At 69.2% G+C, this 16188-nt stretch carries 15 protein-coding genes; 10 read left to right on the top strand and 5 right to left on the bottom strand.

What is annotated here, in order from left to right; all coding sequences use genetic code 11:
- Positions 1-89 precede the first annotated feature (89 nt).
- From C1A38_RS28480 to C1A38_RS28450, 7 genes are all read left to right on the top strand, one after another.
- On the top strand, positions 90-398 hold the full coding sequence (locus C1A38_RS28480) for a YbaB/EbfC family nucleoid-associated protein (RefSeq protein WP_233197085.1): 309 nt from the start codon (positions 90-92) through the stop codon (positions 396-398).
- A gap of 8 nt (positions 399-406) precedes the next feature.
- Positions 407-1000, top strand: a complete 594-nt coding sequence (gene recR, locus C1A38_RS28475; RefSeq protein WP_013736362.1) for a recombination mediator RecR — start codon at positions 407-409, stop codon at positions 998-1000.
- A 326-nt stretch (positions 1001-1326) separates the two neighbouring features.
- Complete coding sequence (locus C1A38_RS28470) at positions 1327-2991, top strand: ABC transporter substrate-binding protein (protein WP_102660780.1); 1665 nt, start codon at positions 1327-1329, stop codon at positions 2989-2991.
- Between the two features lie 77 nt (positions 2992-3068).
- On the top strand, positions 3069-4073 hold the full coding sequence (locus C1A38_RS28465; protein ID WP_102660779.1) for an ABC transporter permease: 1005 nt from the start codon (positions 3069-3071) through the stop codon (positions 4071-4073).
- Entirely contained in the window at positions 4070-5038 is a 969-nt protein-coding gene (locus C1A38_RS28460; RefSeq protein WP_102660778.1) for an ABC transporter permease, read from the top strand. The genes C1A38_RS28465 and C1A38_RS28460 overlap by 4 nt, the downstream gene beginning before the upstream one ends.
- A gap of 4 nt (positions 5039-5042) precedes the next feature.
- Positions 5043-6155 carry an ABC transporter ATP-binding protein gene (locus C1A38_RS28455; RefSeq protein ID WP_233197084.1) on the top strand — a complete coding sequence of 371 codons (1113 nt, stop codon included), beginning with the start codon at positions 5043-5045 and terminating at the stop codon, positions 6153-6155.
- Positions 6152-7255, top strand: coding sequence for an ABC transporter ATP-binding protein (locus C1A38_RS28450; protein ID WP_102660776.1), 1104 nt, complete (start codon positions 6152-6154; stop codon positions 7253-7255). The genes C1A38_RS28455 and C1A38_RS28450 overlap by 4 nt, the downstream gene beginning before the upstream one ends.
- 89 nt (positions 7256-7344) lie before the next feature.
- Here C1A38_RS28450 and C1A38_RS28445 read toward each other — a convergent pair whose 3' ends face one another.
- Positions 7345-7788, bottom strand: coding sequence for a hypothetical protein (locus C1A38_RS28445; protein WP_102660775.1), 444 nt, complete (start codon positions 7786-7788; stop codon positions 7345-7347).
- On the bottom strand, positions 7770-8432 hold the full coding sequence (locus C1A38_RS28440) for an HNH endonuclease family protein (RefSeq protein WP_102660774.1): 663 nt from the start codon (positions 8430-8432) through the stop codon (positions 7770-7772). The genes C1A38_RS28445 and C1A38_RS28440 overlap by 19 nt, the downstream gene beginning before the upstream one ends.
- A gap of 108 nt (positions 8433-8540) precedes the next feature.
- Here C1A38_RS28440 and C1A38_RS28435 point away from each other — a divergent pair, with 108 nt between their 5' ends.
- The gene (locus tag C1A38_RS28435; protein ID WP_102660773.1) at positions 8541-9980 is read left to right on the top strand and encodes an MFS transporter; all 1440 of its coding nucleotides are present in this window, start codon (positions 8541-8543) and stop codon (positions 9978-9980) included.
- A gap of 73 nt (positions 9981-10053) precedes the next feature.
- On the opposite strand, the gene leuA is transcribed toward C1A38_RS28435, so the two are convergent.
- The 3 genes from leuA to C1A38_RS28420 all read right to left on the bottom strand — a co-directional run bounded on the left by leuA (position 10054) and on the right by C1A38_RS28420 (position 13543).
- Complete coding sequence (gene leuA, locus C1A38_RS28430) at positions 10054-11826, bottom strand: 2-isopropylmalate synthase (RefSeq protein ID WP_102660772.1); 1773 nt, start codon at positions 11824-11826, stop codon at positions 10054-10056.
- A 217-nt stretch (positions 11827-12043) separates the two neighbouring features.
- Positions 12044-12592 carry a nitroreductase family protein gene (locus C1A38_RS28425; protein WP_102660771.1) on the bottom strand — a complete coding sequence of 183 codons (549 nt, stop codon included), beginning with the start codon at positions 12590-12592 and terminating at the stop codon, positions 12044-12046.
- An 84-nt stretch (positions 12593-12676) separates the two neighbouring features.
- A complete protein-coding gene (locus C1A38_RS28420) occupies positions 12677-13543 on the bottom strand; it encodes a hypothetical protein (RefSeq protein ID WP_233197083.1) in 867 nt (288 codons plus the stop codon).
- A gap of 208 nt (positions 13544-13751) precedes the next feature.
- On the opposite strand from C1A38_RS28420, the gene C1A38_RS28415 reads away from it, so the two are divergent.
- Together C1A38_RS28415 and C1A38_RS28410 are read left to right on the top strand one after the other, a co-directional pair.
- Complete coding sequence (locus C1A38_RS28415; RefSeq protein WP_013736350.1) at positions 13752-15017, top strand: aspartate kinase; 1266 nt, start codon at positions 13752-13754, stop codon at positions 15015-15017.
- A gap of 5 nt (positions 15018-15022) precedes the next feature.
- On the top strand, positions 15023-16084 hold the full coding sequence (locus tag C1A38_RS28410) for an aspartate-semialdehyde dehydrogenase (protein ID WP_102660770.1): 1062 nt from the start codon (positions 15023-15025) through the stop codon (positions 16082-16084).
- Positions 16085-16188 lie beyond the last annotated feature (104 nt).

The following is a 16188-nucleotide window of genomic DNA, read 5'->3' as shown; positions in this document are numbered from 1 at the left end:
GGGGTGGGGTCGGTGGGGGGCGGTTAGGGTGGGCGTGGTTACGTAGCCGAGTCAAGGGAGCCGTCGTGCGGCCTGGTGGACAGCCGAACATGCAGCAGATGCTGAAGCAGGCGCAGAAGATGCAGCAGCAGATCGCCAAGGCGCAGGCCGAGTTGGCCGAGGCCGAGGTCACCGGCACCGCCGGTGGCGGTCTGGTCACCGCGACGGTCTCCGGTGCTGGCGAGATCAAGAGCATCAAGATCGATCCGAAGGCGGTCGACCCGGAGGACGTGGAGACCCTGGAGGACCTGGTCGTCGCGGCGCTGAACAACGCCAGCGAGGCGGCCCGCCAGTTGACCGAGCAGAAGATGGGCCCGGTGGCGGGCGGGATGGGCGGCCTCGGCCTGCCCGGGTTCTGAGCCCACAGATGTACGAGGGTGCCATCCAGGACCTGATCGACGAGTTGGGTCGGCTGCCGGGCGTCGGTCCGAAGAGTGCGCAGCGGATCGCCTTCTACGTGCTGTCCGCGGATCCGGCCGACGTCAATCGGCTGGCGGGCGCGTTACGCAAGGTCAAGGAGTTGGTGCGGTTCTGCACCAACTGCTACAACGTCGCCGAGTCCGACCAGTGCCGGATCTGCCGCGACCCGCGTCGCAGCGACGAGGTGATCTGCGTGGTCGAGGAGCCGAAGGACGTCGTGGCGATCGAGCGGACCGGTGAGTTCCGCGGGCGCTACCACGTACTCGGTGGGGCGATCAATCCGCTGGAGGGCATCGGTCCGGACAATCTGCGCATCCGGGAGTTGATGACCCGTCTCGGCGGTGGTGCGGTCCGTGAGTTGATCCTGGCCACCGATCCGAACACCGAGGGCGAGGCGACCGCCACCTACCTCGCGTTGATGGTCAAGCCGATGGGGATCTCGGTGACCCGGCTGGCAAGTGGGCTGCCGGTCGGCGGTGATCTGGAGTACGCCGACGAGATCACGCTGGGTCGGGCCTTCGAGGGTCGACGAGCCGTCTAGAGCCGTCGCCGACCGGGTCGACGGGGGCAGTGTTCGAGCCGTGCCCGCGCTGGCGGGTACGGCTCGCGCGGCCCGCCGAGGTGTGACAGTGTCGCGATCGGAAGCCCGATCGATGTAACAGAATGATATCGATTGGCGTGGGGTTATTGGGCTGTTTGTCCGATAGTCCGATGGGGGTTGTTACAGCGGTCGGTCACTAAGGACACGATCCGGTACCAAGAGCTTCCCGTGCCGTTTCCGGCCAGTCCGAACGGGAGCTAAGGTCACCGCCAGCGGTGACCCTGTCACCACGTTGTCCGTACCCCCTAGGACGAGGTGAAAGCACCATGCGTGCATCCAGGCCGAAGGTCGCTATCGCGGCCATCGCGGCCGCGGCCCTCGCGGTAGCAGGCTGCGCCGAAAGCGACCGCGAAGAAGGCTCCGGCGGTAATAAGAAGGACACCCTTGTCTTCGGCGTTGCCGGAGACCCGAAGGTGCTGGACCCGAGTCTCGCGAGCGACGGTGAGTCGCTGCGCGTGGCCCGTCAGGTGTTCGAGACCCTGGTCCGCCCGGAAGACGGTGGCACCAAGGTCAGTCCCGGTCTCGCCGAGTCCTGGGAGCCGGACGCCGCCGGCACGACCTGGACGTTCAAGCTGCGCTCCGGTGTGAAGTTCCACGACGGCGAGGAGTTCAACGCCGAGGCTGTCTGCTACAACTTCAACCGCTGGTACAACGCCAAGGGCCTGATGCAGAGCCCGGACGTGACGGCGTACTGGCAGGACATCATGGGCGGCTACGCCGTCAACGAGGACGACACTCTGCCGGAAAGTCTCTTCAAGTCCTGCACCGCCACCGACCCGACCACGGTCAGCCTGGCCTTCACCCGGGTCTCCAGCAAGATCCCGGCCGCCCTGATGCTGCCGTCCTTCTCCATCCACAGCCCCAAGGCGCTGGAGCAGTACGACGCCAGCAACATCTCGGGCAGCGCGGATGACATCAAGTACCCGGAGTACGCGACCGCGCACCCGACCGGTACCGGCCCGTTCAAGTTCAAGGCCTGGGACGTCCCGAACAAGACGCTCACCCTGGAGCGGAACGAGGACTACTGGGGCGAGAAGGCCAAGCTCAAGACCCTGATCTTCAAGACCATCTCGGACGAGAACGCCCGTAAGCAGGAACTGCGTTCCGGTGGCATCCAGGGCTACGACCTGGTCGGCCCGGCCGACGTCGAGCCGCTGAAGGGCGAGGGCTTCAACGTCCTGACCCGTCCGGCCTTCAACATCCTCTACCTGGCGATCAACCAGAAGGGGAACCCGAAGCTGGCCGACCTCAAGGTCCGGCAGGCGCTCGCGCACGCGATCAACCGCCAGGCCCTGGTCGACTCGAAGCTGCCTCCGGGCGCCCAGGTCGCGGTGAACTTCTTCCCCGACACCGTCGAGGGCTGGAACGGCGACGTCACCAAGTACGAGTACGACGTCGAGAAGGCCAAGGCGCTGCTGGCCGAGGCCGGTGCGTCGGACCTGACCCTGCGGTTCCACTACCCGACCGAGGTCACCCGGCCTTACATGCCGAACCCGAAGGACCTGTTCGAGCTGATCTCGGCGGACCTCCAGGCGGCTGGCATCAAGATCGAGGCGATCCCGCTCAAGTGGAGCCCGGACTACCTCAACGCCACCACCTCCGGTGACAAGCACGACATCCACTTCCTCGGATGGACCGGCGACTACGGCGACGGTTACAACTTCATCGGTACGTTCTTCGACCGGCAGAAGGACGAGTGGGGCTTCAACAACCCGGCCCTGTTCGAGAAGTTCAAGAAGGCTGACAGCACCGCCGACATGGCGGAGCGGGTCGCGCTCTACAAGGAGCTGAACGCCGACATCATGAACTTCCTGCCCGGTGTGCCGATCTCGCACTCGCCGCCGGCCATCGTGTTCGGCAAGGACGTGACCGGGGTCAAGGCGAGCCCGCTCACCGACGAGCGGTTCTCCACCGCCGAGTTCAAGTCCTGACCTGAAGCACCGACCGCGGGCGGGCGCTGTTACCCACAGCGTCCGCCCGCGATCCTCAGCACCCCTCCGAGGCCGCCGTGTTCCGGTTCATCATCAGACGCCTGCTACAGCTGATACCCACGCTGTTCGGGCTCTCCATTCTGTTGTTCATCTGGCTCCGGCGGCTGCCGGGCGGCCCTGAGACCGCCATCCTCGGCGAGCGGGGCACGCCTGAGATGCGGGCCGCCATCCGCCGTAACCTCGGCCTCGACGAGCCGATCCTGATCCAGTACGGCCGGTTCGTGAAGCGGATGATCCGCCTCGACCTCGGCACCTCCATCTCCACCAAGCGCGAGGTGACCACCGAGTTCCTCCAGCGCTTCCCCGGCACGATCGAGCTGACCATCACCGCCATGGTGATCGCGATCGGCATCGGCATCCCGCTGGGCTACCTGGCCGCCCGCAGGCGCGGCCGGTTCCTCGACTACGCGTCCGTCGGTGGATCGCTGATCGGCATCTGCATCCCGGTCTTCTTCCTGGCGTACGTGCTCAAGGCGATCTTCTCGGAGAATCTCGGCTGGTTCCCCTCCAGCGGCCGACAGGACCCGATTCTCGGCGCCACCCGGATCACCAACTTCTTCGTCCTGGACGGGCTGATGACCCGGGAGTGGGACGCCGCCGCCGACGCGCTCTGGCATCTGGTCCTGCCGGGCATGGCACTTGCCAGCATCCCGTTGGCGATCATCGTCCGGATCACCCGGGCCAGCGTGCTCGAAGTGCTCGGCGAGGACTTCGTCCGCACCGCCGAGGCCAAGGGCCTGACCGAGAACGTCGTACGCCGCCGACACGTGCTGCGCAACGCGATGCTGCCGGTGGCCACCTCGATCGGTCTGCTCACCGGCGGTCTGCTCTCCGGGGCGGTGCTCACCGAGACGGTCTTCGCCTTCAGCGGGATCGGAGCCTTCCTCGCCGAGGCCATCAGTAACCGTGACTATCCCGTCCTGATGGGCTTCATCATGATCATCGCAGTGGTCTACGTCATGGTGAACCTGATCGTGGACCTCTCGTACAGCCTGATCGACCCGAGGGTGAGGGTCCGATGACGATCATCAGCGGGAAGAAGCGCGAGAAGATCGACCGCCTCGCCGAACTGGCCGCCCGGGAGGACGAGCGCGGGGTCAGCCTCTGGCAGGACGCGTTCCGCCGGTTGCGACGTAACCCGGCCGCCATCGTCGGCGCGGTCATCCTGGCCATCTTCGTCCTGGTCGCCATCTTCGGGCCGTTCTTCGTGCCGTACGGCCCGAAGGACACGATGGGCATCCGCGAGGGTGTGGTCAAGGTGGGGCAGGGCCTCATCCCCGGCCCCTCCTCCGAACACTGGCTCGGCTACGACCACCAGGGTCGGGACGTGTTCAGCCGGATGATCATCGGAGCCCGGCAGACCCTGCTGGTCGGTGTGGTCGCCACCCTGATCGGTCTGGCGCTCGGCGCGCTGATCGGCGGTGTGGCGGGTGCCGCCGCCGGTCTCGGTGGCCGGTGGGGCCGCATGGTGGACGCCACCCTGATGCGCTTCATCGACATGCTGCTGGCGCTGCCCAGCCTGCTGCTCGCGGTGAGCATCGCGGCGCTGCTCGGGCCGAGCCTGATCACCGTCATGATCGCCGTCGGTATGGTCTCGGTGCCGATCTTCGCCCGGCTGCTGCGCGGCTCGATGATCGTCCAGTCCAACAAGGAATACGTGCTGGCGTCCACCTCGCTCGGCGTCAGCAAGTCGAGGATCGCGCTGGCGCACGTGCTGCCGAACTCGCTGGCCCCGGTCATCGTGCAGGCCACGCTGACGCTCGCCACCGCGATCATCGAGGCCGCCGCCCTGTCCTACCTCGGCCTCGGTAACCCGGACTCGTCCGTACCCGAGTGGGGCGTCATGCTTGCCGACGCGCAGCCGTGGCTCGGCATTCGGCCCGCACTGGCCATCTACCCGGCGGTTGCCATCATCATCACCGCGCTGGGCTTCACCCTGCTCGGTGAGGCGATGCGTGAGGCCCTCGACCCGAAGCTGCGGAAGTAGAAAAATGGCACTACTTGAAGTGGAAGACCTCTCGGTCAGCTTCGCCCGGCGTGGTCAACGCACCGTACGCGCCGTCGACGGGGTTTCCTTCACGGTCGACACCGGTGAGGTGGTCGGCCTGGTCGGCGAGTCCGGCTGCGGCAAGTCGGTGACCTCGCTGGCCATCATGGGGCTGCTGCCCAAGCAACCCGGCTTGACGGTGGGCGGCAAGGCCGTCTTCGACGGCACCGACCTGCTGCAACTCGACGACCGGTCCCGGCGCGACATCCGGGGTCGGGACATCGCGATGATCTTCCAGGACCCGCTGTCGTCGCTGAACCCGGTCATCCCGATCGGCCTCCAGGTCACCGAGGTGCTGACCCGGCACCGCGGGATGAAGGGTGACGCGGCGGCGAAGGAAGCCGCCCAGTTGCTGGACCGGGTGGGCATCCCGGACCCGAAGCGGCGGCTGAAGGAATATCCCCACCAGCTCTCCGGTGGGATGCGGCAGCGGGCCCTGATCGCCATGGCGGTGGCCTGCCAGCCGCGCCTGCTGATCGCCGACGAGCCGACCACCGCCCTGGACGTCACCATCCAGGCGCAGATCCTGGAACTGCTCAAGGACCTGGTCCGCGACTCCGGCACCGCGCTGGTGATGATCACCCACGATCTCGGTGTGGTGGCCGGCATGTGCGACACGATCAACGTCCTGTACGGCGGCCGGGTGGTGGAGACCGCCCGACGGCGTCCGCTGTTCCGCGAGCCGAGGCACCCGTACACCGTGGGGTTGCTCGGGTCGGTGCCGCGTCTGGACGCCGGACGTGGCGAGCGGCTCACCCCCATCCCGGGCTCGGTACGGGATCTGCTGCCCTGGGCGGAGGGTTGTGCCTTCGCCCCGCGCTGCACCCGACGGGTGGATGCGTGTGTGGGCCAGCCGCCGGAGCTGGTGTCGGCTCACGACGGCCGCAGCTACCGTTGCGTCAACCCGGCTCCGCCGGCGGGCGCGACCCCGGCAGCAGCACCCGTCGACCCGGCAGCACCCGTCGACCCGGCGGCATCCGTCGACCCGGCGGCATCCGGCGAGGCGACCTCGGCCGGTGGCCAGGTGCCGGCGCCGCGCGAGGAGGAGAAGCCATGACCGACAGCGACATCCTCGTCGAGGTACGGGACCTGAAGGTGCACTTCCCGATCAAGCGGGGAGTGCTGTTCGACCGTACGGTCGGCCACGTCAAGGCGGTCGACGGCGTCGACCTGCGCATCGCGCGGGGCAAGACCTACGGGCTGGTCGGTGAGTCGGGTTGCGGCAAGTCCACCCTCGGGCGGGCGCTGCTCCAGCTCAACCCGCCGACCGCCGGGCAGGTCAGCTTCGACGGTGTCGAGCTGACCACCCTCGCACCGAACAAGCTGCGCGCCATGCGCAAGCGGATGCAGATGATCTTCCAGGATCCGATGTCCAGCCTCGATCCCCGGCAGAACATCGAATCGATCCTGACCGAGGGCCTCCAGACGCACGGCATCGGCGGCAGCCGGGAGGAGCGCCGGAAGATCATCTCGGAGACGCTGGACAAGGTCGGGCTGCCCCGCTGGGCGCTGTCCCGCTACCCGCACGAGTTCTCCGGCGGACAGCGGCAGCGCATCGGCATCGCCCGTGCCCTGGTGCTGGGGCCGGAGCTGATCGTCGCCGACGAGCCGGTCTCCGCGCTTGACGTGTCGATCCAGGCCCAGGTGGTCAACCTGCTCGACGAGTTGCAGGACAGCCTCGGCCTGACCTACCTGGTGATCGCGCACGACCTGGCGGTGGTCCGGCACATCTCCGACACGGTCGGCGTGATGTACCTGGGCGCACTTGTGGAGGAGGCGCCCGGTGACCGGCTCTACACCGAGCCGCTGCACCCGTACACCCGGGCGTTGATGTCGGCGGTGCCGGTGCCGGACCCCGACGTCGAGGACCGGCGCGAGCGCATCCTGCTCGCCGGTGACCTGCCCTCGCCGGCCAATCCGCCGGCGGGCTGCCGCTTCCACACCCGGTGCCCGTGGGCGCAGCCGACCCGCTGCGCGGACGAGCGTCCGGTGCTGCGGGAGATCGGCGAAAGCCGGGTCGCCTGCCACTTCGCGGAGCGGATCGCCAGCGGTGAACTGCGTCCGCACAAGGTGAGCGTGGAGATCGTCAGGCCGGCGGGTGAGGGCGAGGAGCCCGACACCGTCTCCGCCCCCAGCGAACCCGGCTCCTTCGTGTAAGGAAGGGCCCCTTCCTAACGCCTGGCGTATAGGAAGGGGCCCTTTTTAACGTCTGCGACGCTCGGGCAGGCTCAGCGCCCGGGGCAGGTTCAGCCCTCGGGGCGGTTCAGCAGGCCGACCGCGATGTCGTGCACCGCGTCCAGGCCGGCGGCGTCGTTCAGCGCAGCCTTGCCGCCGCTGACCACGTACCACTCGTCCGCTTCCTTGTACTGAACGTGCAGCGTGACCTGGCCGTCGGCGAATTCGGTGCGCAGGGTCAGCTCACCGGTGACCACGCCGACCTCGTCGGTCATCACCCCGCCCGGTCCGGGCACGATGTCCGTCGTGCGGCTCTGCGGGCCGCTCGCGCCCCCGGCGTCGGCGATCATGCCGGCACCCGGTACCTCGACCTCGCTCGCGGCGGCGCCGTCGGCGGTCATCCCGGCCGTGGTCGGGCCCGGACCGCCATCCGCCACCGCGTCTGCTGCGTCGGCGTCCTGCGTACGCTCGGACGTCGGGTCGTCGGCCGCTCCGGTTACGGCTTGCTCTCCCATGTGCAGCCCTCCAACATGTCGGTAAGTGCGGCCTTCTCGGCACTGGTCACCGTCAGCTGCCAGTGGTGCTTGACCGCCACCCAGTCGTGGGCGTATTGGCACCAATATGACTGGCTCGGCGGTTTCCACTGGGACGGATCCTGGTCACCCTTTGCCCGGTTGGAAGAGGCGGAAACCGCGAAAAGCTGCGGCCGGTCAAGATCGTTTGCGAAATCGCCCCGCTTGGTGTCGTCCCACTCGTCGGCTCCGGAACGCCAGGCGTTTGCCAGCGGAACCATGTGGTCGATGTCGACCTGCAGGGGATCGGTGAAGCTGCGGCCGTCGTACACGCTCTCCCACTGACCACCGACAACGTTGCAGCCCGAACGTTTGATGCCCTTGCCGTCGCGCTCCAGCACCGTGTCGCGGACGTCGCAGTTCTGGCCGGTCTTACGCCAGTGCGGGAAGCGCTTGCGGCTGTAGCCGCGCATCGGGTTGGCCTCGGCGACGGTCAACTCCGAGAGCATCTGGTTGGCGGTGCCACCGCCGCTGCTCGACGAGGCGTCCGGCACCTCGTCGAGCGGAACACACCCGGCTGCGCCGAGGGTCAGCGCCGCGACGAGCGCGAGCGCCCCCAGGGCGCGGGGTCCTGATCTGGTACGCACAGACGACACCTCTCCAGCTTGCGGGTATTCGCCGATCCCGCACAGTACCCGTACGGTGTTTTGGCGTTTCGTGGTGTCTGGCAGATGGCGCACGGCAGATTGGTAGGCATGCCTGAACCCGCACCCGCCCTACGGATGAGTACGGCAGCCGGCCGGGGCACCCTCGCCGCCGCCGTACTCGCCTCCGGCATGGCCTTTCTGGACACCACCGTGGTCAACGTGGCCCTGCCCAGGCTCGGCGCCGACCTCGACGCGTCGGTTTCCGGCCTACAGTGGACGGTCAACGGGTACCTGCTGACCCTGGCCGCGTTCGTCCTGCTCGGAGGCGCGCTCGGCGACCGGTTCGGCAGGCGACGGGTCTTCCTGATCGGCGTCCTGTGGTTCACCGGCGCGTCGGCGCTCTGCGGACTGGCCCTGCGGACCGACTGGCTGATCGCCGCCCGCCTGCTGCAAGGTGCCGGCGCGGCCCTGCTGACACCCGGTTCGCTGTCGTTGTTGCAGTCCAGCTTCCATCCCGACGAACGGGCGAAGGCGATCGGAGTCTGGTCGGGCCTGTCGGGGGTCTCCACGGCACTCGGCCCGCTCCTCGGCGGCTGGCTGATCGACGCCCTCTCCTGGCGGTGGATCTTCTTCCTGAACGTGCCGCTGGCGGTGCTCGTGGTGCTGGCCGCCCTGCGCTGGATGCCGGAGAGTCGGGACGAGAGCACCTCGCGGACCCGTGGGACCGGCGAGCGGGGCCGACGCTTCGACGTCGCCGGTGCGCTGCTGGGTGCGGTCGCGTTGGCCGGTGTCACGTACGCCCTGGTCGACGCGCCGGGTCGGGGCCTGCAATCGCCGCCGGTGGCCGGGGCGGCCGTGGTCGCGGTGCTCGCCGCGGTGGCGTTCGTGCTGGTGGAGCGGCGGCGCGGCGAGACGGCGATGCTGCCGACCGGGCTGTTCGGCAGCCAGCTGTTCTCGGTGCTGAACATCTTCACCGTGCTGGTCTACGCCGCGCTCGGCGGGTTCACCTTCTTCATCGCGGTCTACCTGCAGAACGTGGTCGGCTGGTCGGCGTTCGTGACCGGGCTGGCGCTGGTGCCGATGACCCTGCTGCTGCTTGTCGGCTCACCGGTGGCGGGTGCGCTGTCGGCGAAGATCGGACCACGGCTGCTGCTGACCGTGGGGCCGGCGCTGGCCGCTGTCGGCCTGCTGCTGCTGCGCGAGGTCGGCCCGGGGACGTCCTACTGGCGGCAGGTGCTGCCCGGAGCGGCGCTGTTCGGGCTCGGGCTGACCATGGTGGTGGCGCCGCTGACCGCGTCGGTCCTGGCCGCGGTCGCCGACCGGTTCGCCGGGGTGGCCAGCGGCTTCAACAACGCCGCGTCCCGGGTGGGCGGGCTGCTCGCGGTCGCCGCCCTGCCGCTGCTGGTCGGGCTCTCCGGCACCGGGTACGCGCAGCCGACCGAACTGACCGCCGCCTACCGAGGGGCCCTGCTCTGGTGTGCCGGGCTGCTGCTGGCCGGGGCGGCCATCGCCGCAGTGTTCGTGCACCGTCCACCCCGCGAGGGGTGAGGACTGGGGCTGCGACGTTAACAGGGGCCCCCTGCTATGCAGAATGCGTTAACAAGGGGCCCTTCCTTGCACCTCAGCGGTGGGCGCGGTTGACGGCGCTGGTGACTGCCTTGATGGAGGCGGTGACGATGTTGGCGTCCATGCCGACGCCCCAGACCGTACGACCGTCGACCTCACACTCGACGTACGCCGCGGCCTGCGCGTCGCCGCCGGAGGAGAGCGCGTGCTCGTGGTAGTCGAGCACCCGTACCGCCACTCCGGTCGAGCCCAGCGCGTTGACGTACGCGTCGATCGGGCCGTTGCCGATCGCGGTCAGCGCCTGCGGCTTCCCGGCGACGTCGACCTGCGCGGTGATCTCGACCTTGCCGTCGGCGGTGCCGATGGCGTACTCGGTCAGGGTCACGCGCGGGTCGCTCTGGTGGTCGAGCAGGTACTGCGCGGCGAAGATCTGCCACATGGTCTCCGGGGCGACCTCGCCACCGTCGTGGTCGGTGACCTGCTGCACCACCCCGGAGAACTCGATCTGGAGCCGGCGGGGCAGGTCCAGTTGGTGCTCGGTCTTCATGATGTACGCGACGCCGCCCTTGCCGGACTGCGAGTTGACCCGGATGACCGCCTCGTAGCTGCGGCCCAGGTCCTTCGGGTCGATCGGCAGGTAGGGCACCGCCCAGGTGAACTCGTCGACAGGTACGCCGGCCGCCGCCGCGTCGGCGTTCAGCGCGGCGAAGCCCTTGTTGATGGCGTCCTGGTGGGAGCCGGAGAAGGCGGTGTAGACCAGGTCACCGGCGTACGGGTGCCGCTCGTGCACGGGCAGCTGGTTGCAGTACTCGACGGCCCGCTTGACCTCGTCGATGTCGGAGAAGTCGATCATCGGGTCGATGCCCTGCGAGAACAGGTTCAGGCCCAGCGTGACCAGGTCGACGTTGCCGGTGCGCTCGCCGTTGCCGAACAGGCAGCCCTCGATCCGGTCCGCCCCGGCCAGCAGGCCCAGCTCGGCAGCGGCGACCCCGGTGCCTCGGTCGTTGTGCGGGTGCAGGCTGAGCACCAGGCTGTCGCGGCGGGGCAGGTGCCGGTGCATCCACTCGATCGAGTCGGCGTACACGTTCGGCATGGCCATCTCGACGGTGGCCGGCAGGTTGATGATCAGCTTGTGGTCCGGCGTCGGGTCGATCACCTCGATGACCTTCGCGCAGACCTCCAGCGCGTACTCCAGCTCCGTGCCGGTGTACGACTCGGGCGAGTACTCGTAGTGGATGTCGGTGTCCGGGGTGTGGATCTCGGCGTACTTCTGGCAGAGCCGGGCGCCGGTGGTGGCGATGTCGGCGATGCCGTCGCGGTCCAGTCCGAACACCACCCGACGCTGCAGGGTCGAGGTGGAGTTGTAGAAGTGCACGATCGCCCGCCGCGCGCCACGCAGGGACTCGAAGGTCCGGTCGATCAGGTGCTCCCGGCACTGGGTCAGCACCTGGATCGTCACGTCCTCGGGGATCAGGTCCTGCTCGATCAGCTGCCGGACGAAGTCGTAGTCGGTCTGGCTGGCCGACGGGAAGCCGACCTCGATCTCCTTGTAGCCCATCTGGACCAGCAGTTGGAACATCCGGCGCTTGCGCTCCGGCGACATCGGGTCGATCAGGGCCTGGTTGCCGTCGCGCAGGTCGACCGCGCACCAGCGGGGGGCGGCCTCGACGTGCCGGGTGGGCCAGGTGCGGTCGGGCAGATCGATCCGGAACTGCTGCCGGTACGGCTCATAACGGCGGTACGGCATCCCGCTGGGACGCTGGCGGGCGATGGGATCGATGTCGGTGATGCTGGCTTGGTGAGCCATGGCGAAAGTCTCCTGGGTCATGTGACGTCAGCAGTGGCTGTCGGCAGCGGTGCCGAGAGGGAAGGTCCGGGACAGTGCTGGCGGCGCGGTTCGACTCCGCGACGAGGTGCCGGCCGTCAGGCCTCGTCGCGGCGACCAAGGAGAAGGCTCGCCTGCCACATGACAGAGTCACCCTACGTGATGGGGGTGATAGTGGGAAGGTGGGTCCGCGATATGAGACGCAATTCGCATCTGTCGGTCACCGAAGCGCATCGTCGCAGGTCAGGACCATTTCGCCGAGCGGGCGGCGGTGGCGCAGACCCGTCTCGTGGGGCACCAGGTCGGCCGGCAGGCTCAGCGGATCGCCCAACTTCCCGACCGCGACCACCACGTACGGTCGCAGGTCGTCGGCCAGGTCGAGGTCGGTCGCCAGGCCCGCCCGATCCAGGTCGGTGAGTTGGCGGACGTACAGGCCGAGCGCGGTCGCCTGCACGGTGAGGTGGGCCACCGCCTGACCCAGGTCGTACGCGGCCATGGGGTGTCCGGTGCGGGGGTGCGCGACGAGCAGCAGCAGGCTGGCCCGTCCGGCCCAGCGCTGCTCGCCGGGCGGCAGGTTGACCAGGATTCGTTTGAAGGTGTCGTCGTCGCGGTGACCGACCGCGAACCGCCACGGCTGCCCGTTGTCGACCGAGGGTGCCCAGCGGGCCGCCTCCAGCAACGTCGCCGCCTCGGCTCGGGTCAGTTCGGCGTACGGATCGAAGGCCCGGGGGCTCCACCGGAACGCCAGTAACGGGGTGAGGTCGGTCATGCGACCAGTGTCCCCTATGGGGGATTTGATCACTTTGGTCCGGGCGGGTGGATGTGGGGAAAAGCACCCGTAACGGATATGCCGTCAGGGCGTTCCGGTGCCGGTCGGGTCGCCGTCCGCCGTCGTCGGTGCGTCCGCCGCTGGCGGTGCTTCCGCCGTCGAGGGTGCGTCGGTGGGCGCGGCCAGGCCCAGCGGCTCACCCTCCACCACCGGCCCGGCCAACTGCACCGAGGCCGGGGCCGGCTCCGGCGTCGCGGCCAGCGTCAGGGTGCCGAACGCCGCGCGTACCGCGGTGAGGGTGCCGTCGGCGTCGAAGCAGTAGATCCCCACGTCCAGCGGCGGATTGATCGACGCCGCGGTGGTCTCCACGGAGTAGCAGGAGCCGCTGGCCCCGGCGGGTGCCATGGCCGGTGAGACGGACAGCGGAGCGCGCCGGTCGGTCAGCACGTCCAGCCAGTCCGTGAACGGGTGCTGCACCCGGGGGTCGAGCCGGCGTGGCAGGGTGTCGTCCCGCTCGCCCAGGCGTACGCAACTGGCCGGCTCCGGTCGGGTCGGCGTGGGCAGCGCGCACTGGAACAGCCCGTCGGTCGTGGCCGCGAGCGAGATGTCGGCCGTGCCGCCGAGCGCACCGCCGGGCACATCCACCCGCCAACTGCCGTCGTTCGCGCTGGTGACCAGGATCAACCGGTCCGCCTCGCCGTCGACCCGCAGCGCGTAGCGGGCGACCAGGTGCCGATCCTGGGCGGCGGCGGCGTGCGCGGCCAACTCGTCGCGGGCGGCGTCCATCCCCACCGGGCGAGGCGCCGAGGTCGGCGGCGGCGGATCTGCGGGCGGATCGGTCGAGCAGCCGGCGAGCAGCACGGACAGGGCAAACACGAACGGGGCGACCCGGTGGGCGTACACCCGGTCATTCTCGGCGTTGAGGGCGTCGCGCGGACACCCCCCGGGCATGCTCCCGTTTCCGGCGTGTCGCGCGCCACGTCGCCCGCGTAGCCGGGCCGGATCGTGGGATCACCTGACCCGGCGGTCAGAGCAGACCGATACGCTGGCATCGACCGACCCGCGCCGCCGGCCACCGGTGCCGGCGGCGTCGGCACGCTCAGCCTGAGTGCCGCCCGGCAGCGGCACGCTCAGGGCAACCGGGAGGGAGTGCGCCGTCGTGGCACTCGTGGTGCAGAAGTACGGCGGATCCTCCGTCGCGAACGCCGAGCGGATCAAGCGGGTGGCCGAGCGGATCGTCGCCGCCCGTAAGGCCGGCGACGACGTGGTGGTCGTGGTCTCCGCGATGGGTGACACCACCGACGAGCTGCTCGACCTGGCCAACCAGGTCAGTCCGCTGCCGCCCGGTCGCGAGCTGGACATGCTGCTCACCGCCGGTGAGCGGATCTCCATGGCGCTGCTCGCCATGGCCATCCACAACCTGGGCTACGAGGCCCGCTCGTTCACCGGTTCGCAGGCCGGCGTGATCACCACCTCGGTGCACGGTCGGGCGCGGATCATCGACGTCACTCCGGGGCGGCTCAAGGGCGCGCTCGACGAGGGTGCCGTGGTGATCGTCGCGGGCTTCCAGGGCGTCTCCCAGGACACCAAGGACGTCACCACGCTGGGGCGGGGCGGTTCGGACACCACTGCGGTGGCGTTGGCCGCCGCGCTGAACGCCGACGTCTGTGAGATCTACACCGACGTGGACGGCGTCTTCACCGCCGACCCGCGGATCGTGCCGAACGCCCGGCACATCAAGCAGATCACCTACGAGGAGATGCTGGAGCTGGCCGCCTGCGGCGCCAAGGTCCTGCACCTGCGCAGCGTGGAGTACGCCCGCCGGGCGGGGCTGCCGATCCACGTCCGTTCGTCATACTCGACAAACACCGGCACGATGGTCACCGGATCGATAGAGGAGCTTCCAGTGGAGCAGGCACTGATCACCGGAGTGGCTCACGACCGCAGCGAAGCCAAGATCACGATCGTCGGGGTGCCCGACGAGCCGGGCGCTGCGGCGCGGATCTTCGACACCGCGGCGAGCGCCGAGATCAACATCGACATGATCGTGCAGAACGTCTCCACCGAGGGCACCGGTCGCACGGACATCTCCTTCACCCTGCCCAAGGCCGACGGCCCCACCGCGATGGCAGCGCTGAGCAAGATCCAGGAGTCGGTCAACTTCAAGGGCCTGCTCTACGACGACCACGTCGGCAAGGTCTCCCTGATCGGTGCCGGGATGCGCTCGCACCCCGGTGTCGCCGCCGGCTTCTTCGCCGCGCTGGGCCAGGCCGGCGTCAACATCGAGATGATCTCCACGTCGGAGATCCGGGTCTCCGTGGTCTGCCGGGACACCGACCTGGACGCTGCGGTCCGCGCCATCCACGAGGCCTTCGACCTCGGCGGCGACACCGAAGCCGTGGTGTACGCGGGGACGGGACGGTAGGGCGGGTGGCCGGGCTGCCCACCCTGGCCGTGGTCGGGGCGACGGGAGCCGTCGGCACGGTCCTGTGTGAGCTGCTCACCGGGCGTCGCAACGTCTGGGGCGAGATCCGCCTGCTGGCCTCGGAACGGTCGGCCGGGCGCAAGGTGCGCTGCCGGGGCGAGGACCTCACCGTCCAGGCGCTGACCGAGGAGGCGCTCGACGGCGTCGACGTCGCGATGTTCGACGTACCGGACGAGGTCGCCGCACACTGGGCGCCCATCGCCGTACGCCGGGGCGCGGTCGTGGTGGACAACTCCGGTGCCTTCCGGATGGACCCGCACGTCCCGTTGGTCGTGCCGGAGATCAATCCCGAGCAACTGCGGGACCGGCCGCGGGGCATCGTCGCCAACGGCAACTGCACCACCCTTGCGATGATCATCGCGGTCGCGCCGCTGCACCGCGAGTACGGACTTCGTGAGCTGGTGCTTGCCTCGTACCAGGCGGTTTCCGGGGCCGGTCAGGCCGGTGCGGACACCCTGCACGACCAGTTGACCAAGGTGGCCGGCGACCGTGCGCTGGGCTCCCGCGCCGGCGACGTACGGCAGGCGGTCGGCGACGACCTCGGTCCCTTCCCCGCGCCGTTGGCCCTCAACGTGGTGCCGTGGACCGGCCTGCTGGCCGACGAGGGCTGGTCGTCCGAGGAGATGAAGCTGCGCGACGAGTCGCGCAAGATCCTCGGCCTGCCCGACCTGAAGGTCTCCGCCACCTGCGTACGAGTGCCGGTGGTGACCGGCCACTCGGTGGCGGTGCACGCGGTCTTCGCCACGGAGATCGACACCGACGGTGCCCGCGAGGTGCTGCGCAACGCGCCCGGCGTGATCGTGGTCGACGACCCGGCGGCCGGCGAGTTCCCCATGCCGATCGACGCCGTCGGCACCGACCCGTCCTGGGTCGGCCGGATCCGTCGCGCCCTCGACGACCCCCGCGCCCTCGACTTCTTCGTGACCGGCGACAACCTCCGCAAGGGCGCCGCCCTCAACACCACCCAAATCGCCGAACTCATAGCCAAAGACCTAACCCACCCCTAACCCCCCAGTCTGCGTCGATCTTGCACTTTTGGTCCCCTCAGATCGGGGCAAAAGTGGCACAACGGCGACGGGAAGTGCATGATCGCTGGGGCTGGGGCTGGGGC

The organism is Verrucosispora sp. ts21, from assembly GCF_002879555.1.
Classification (GTDB): domain Bacteria; phylum Actinomycetota; class Actinomycetes; order Mycobacteriales; family Micromonosporaceae; genus Micromonospora; species Micromonospora gifhornensis.
This window is presented reverse-complemented; position numbering and strand designations above follow the sequence as displayed.

Coding starts and splice junctions, on each gene's coding strand:
- C1A38_RS28445 (WP_102660775.1), bottom strand. CDS start 7,788: ATGGGAGAGCAAGCCGTAACCGGAGCGGCCGACGACCCGACGTCCGAG.
- C1A38_RS28480 (WP_233197085.1), top strand. CDS start 90: ATGCAGCAGATGCTGAAGCAGGCGCAGAAGATGCAGCAGCAGATCGCC.
- recR (WP_013736362.1), top strand. CDS start 407: ATGTACGAGGGTGCCATCCAGGACCTGATCGACGAGTTGGGTCGGCTG.
- C1A38_RS28420 (WP_233197083.1), bottom strand. CDS start 13,543: ATGCCCGGGGGGTGTCCGCGCGACGCCCTCAACGCCGAGAATGACCGG.
- C1A38_RS28450 (WP_102660776.1), top strand. CDS start 6,152: ATGACCGACAGCGACATCCTCGTCGAGGTACGGGACCTGAAGGTGCAC.
- C1A38_RS28460 (WP_102660778.1), top strand. CDS start 4,070: ATGACGATCATCAGCGGGAAGAAGCGCGAGAAGATCGACCGCCTCGCC.
- C1A38_RS28470 (WP_102660780.1), top strand. CDS start 1,327: ATGCGTGCATCCAGGCCGAAGGTCGCTATCGCGGCCATCGCGGCCGCG.
- leuA (WP_102660772.1), bottom strand. CDS start 11,826: ATGACCCAGGAGACTTTCGCCATGGCTCACCAAGCCAGCATCACCGAC.
- C1A38_RS28435 (WP_102660773.1), top strand. CDS start 8,541: ATGCCTGAACCCGCACCCGCCCTACGGATGAGTACGGCAGCCGGCCGG.
- C1A38_RS28455 (WP_233197084.1), top strand. CDS start 5,043: ATGGCACTACTTGAAGTGGAAGACCTCTCGGTCAGCTTCGCCCGGCGT.
- C1A38_RS28425 (WP_102660771.1), bottom strand. CDS start 12,592: ATGACCGACCTCACCCCGTTACTGGCGTTCCGGTGGAGCCCCCGGGCC.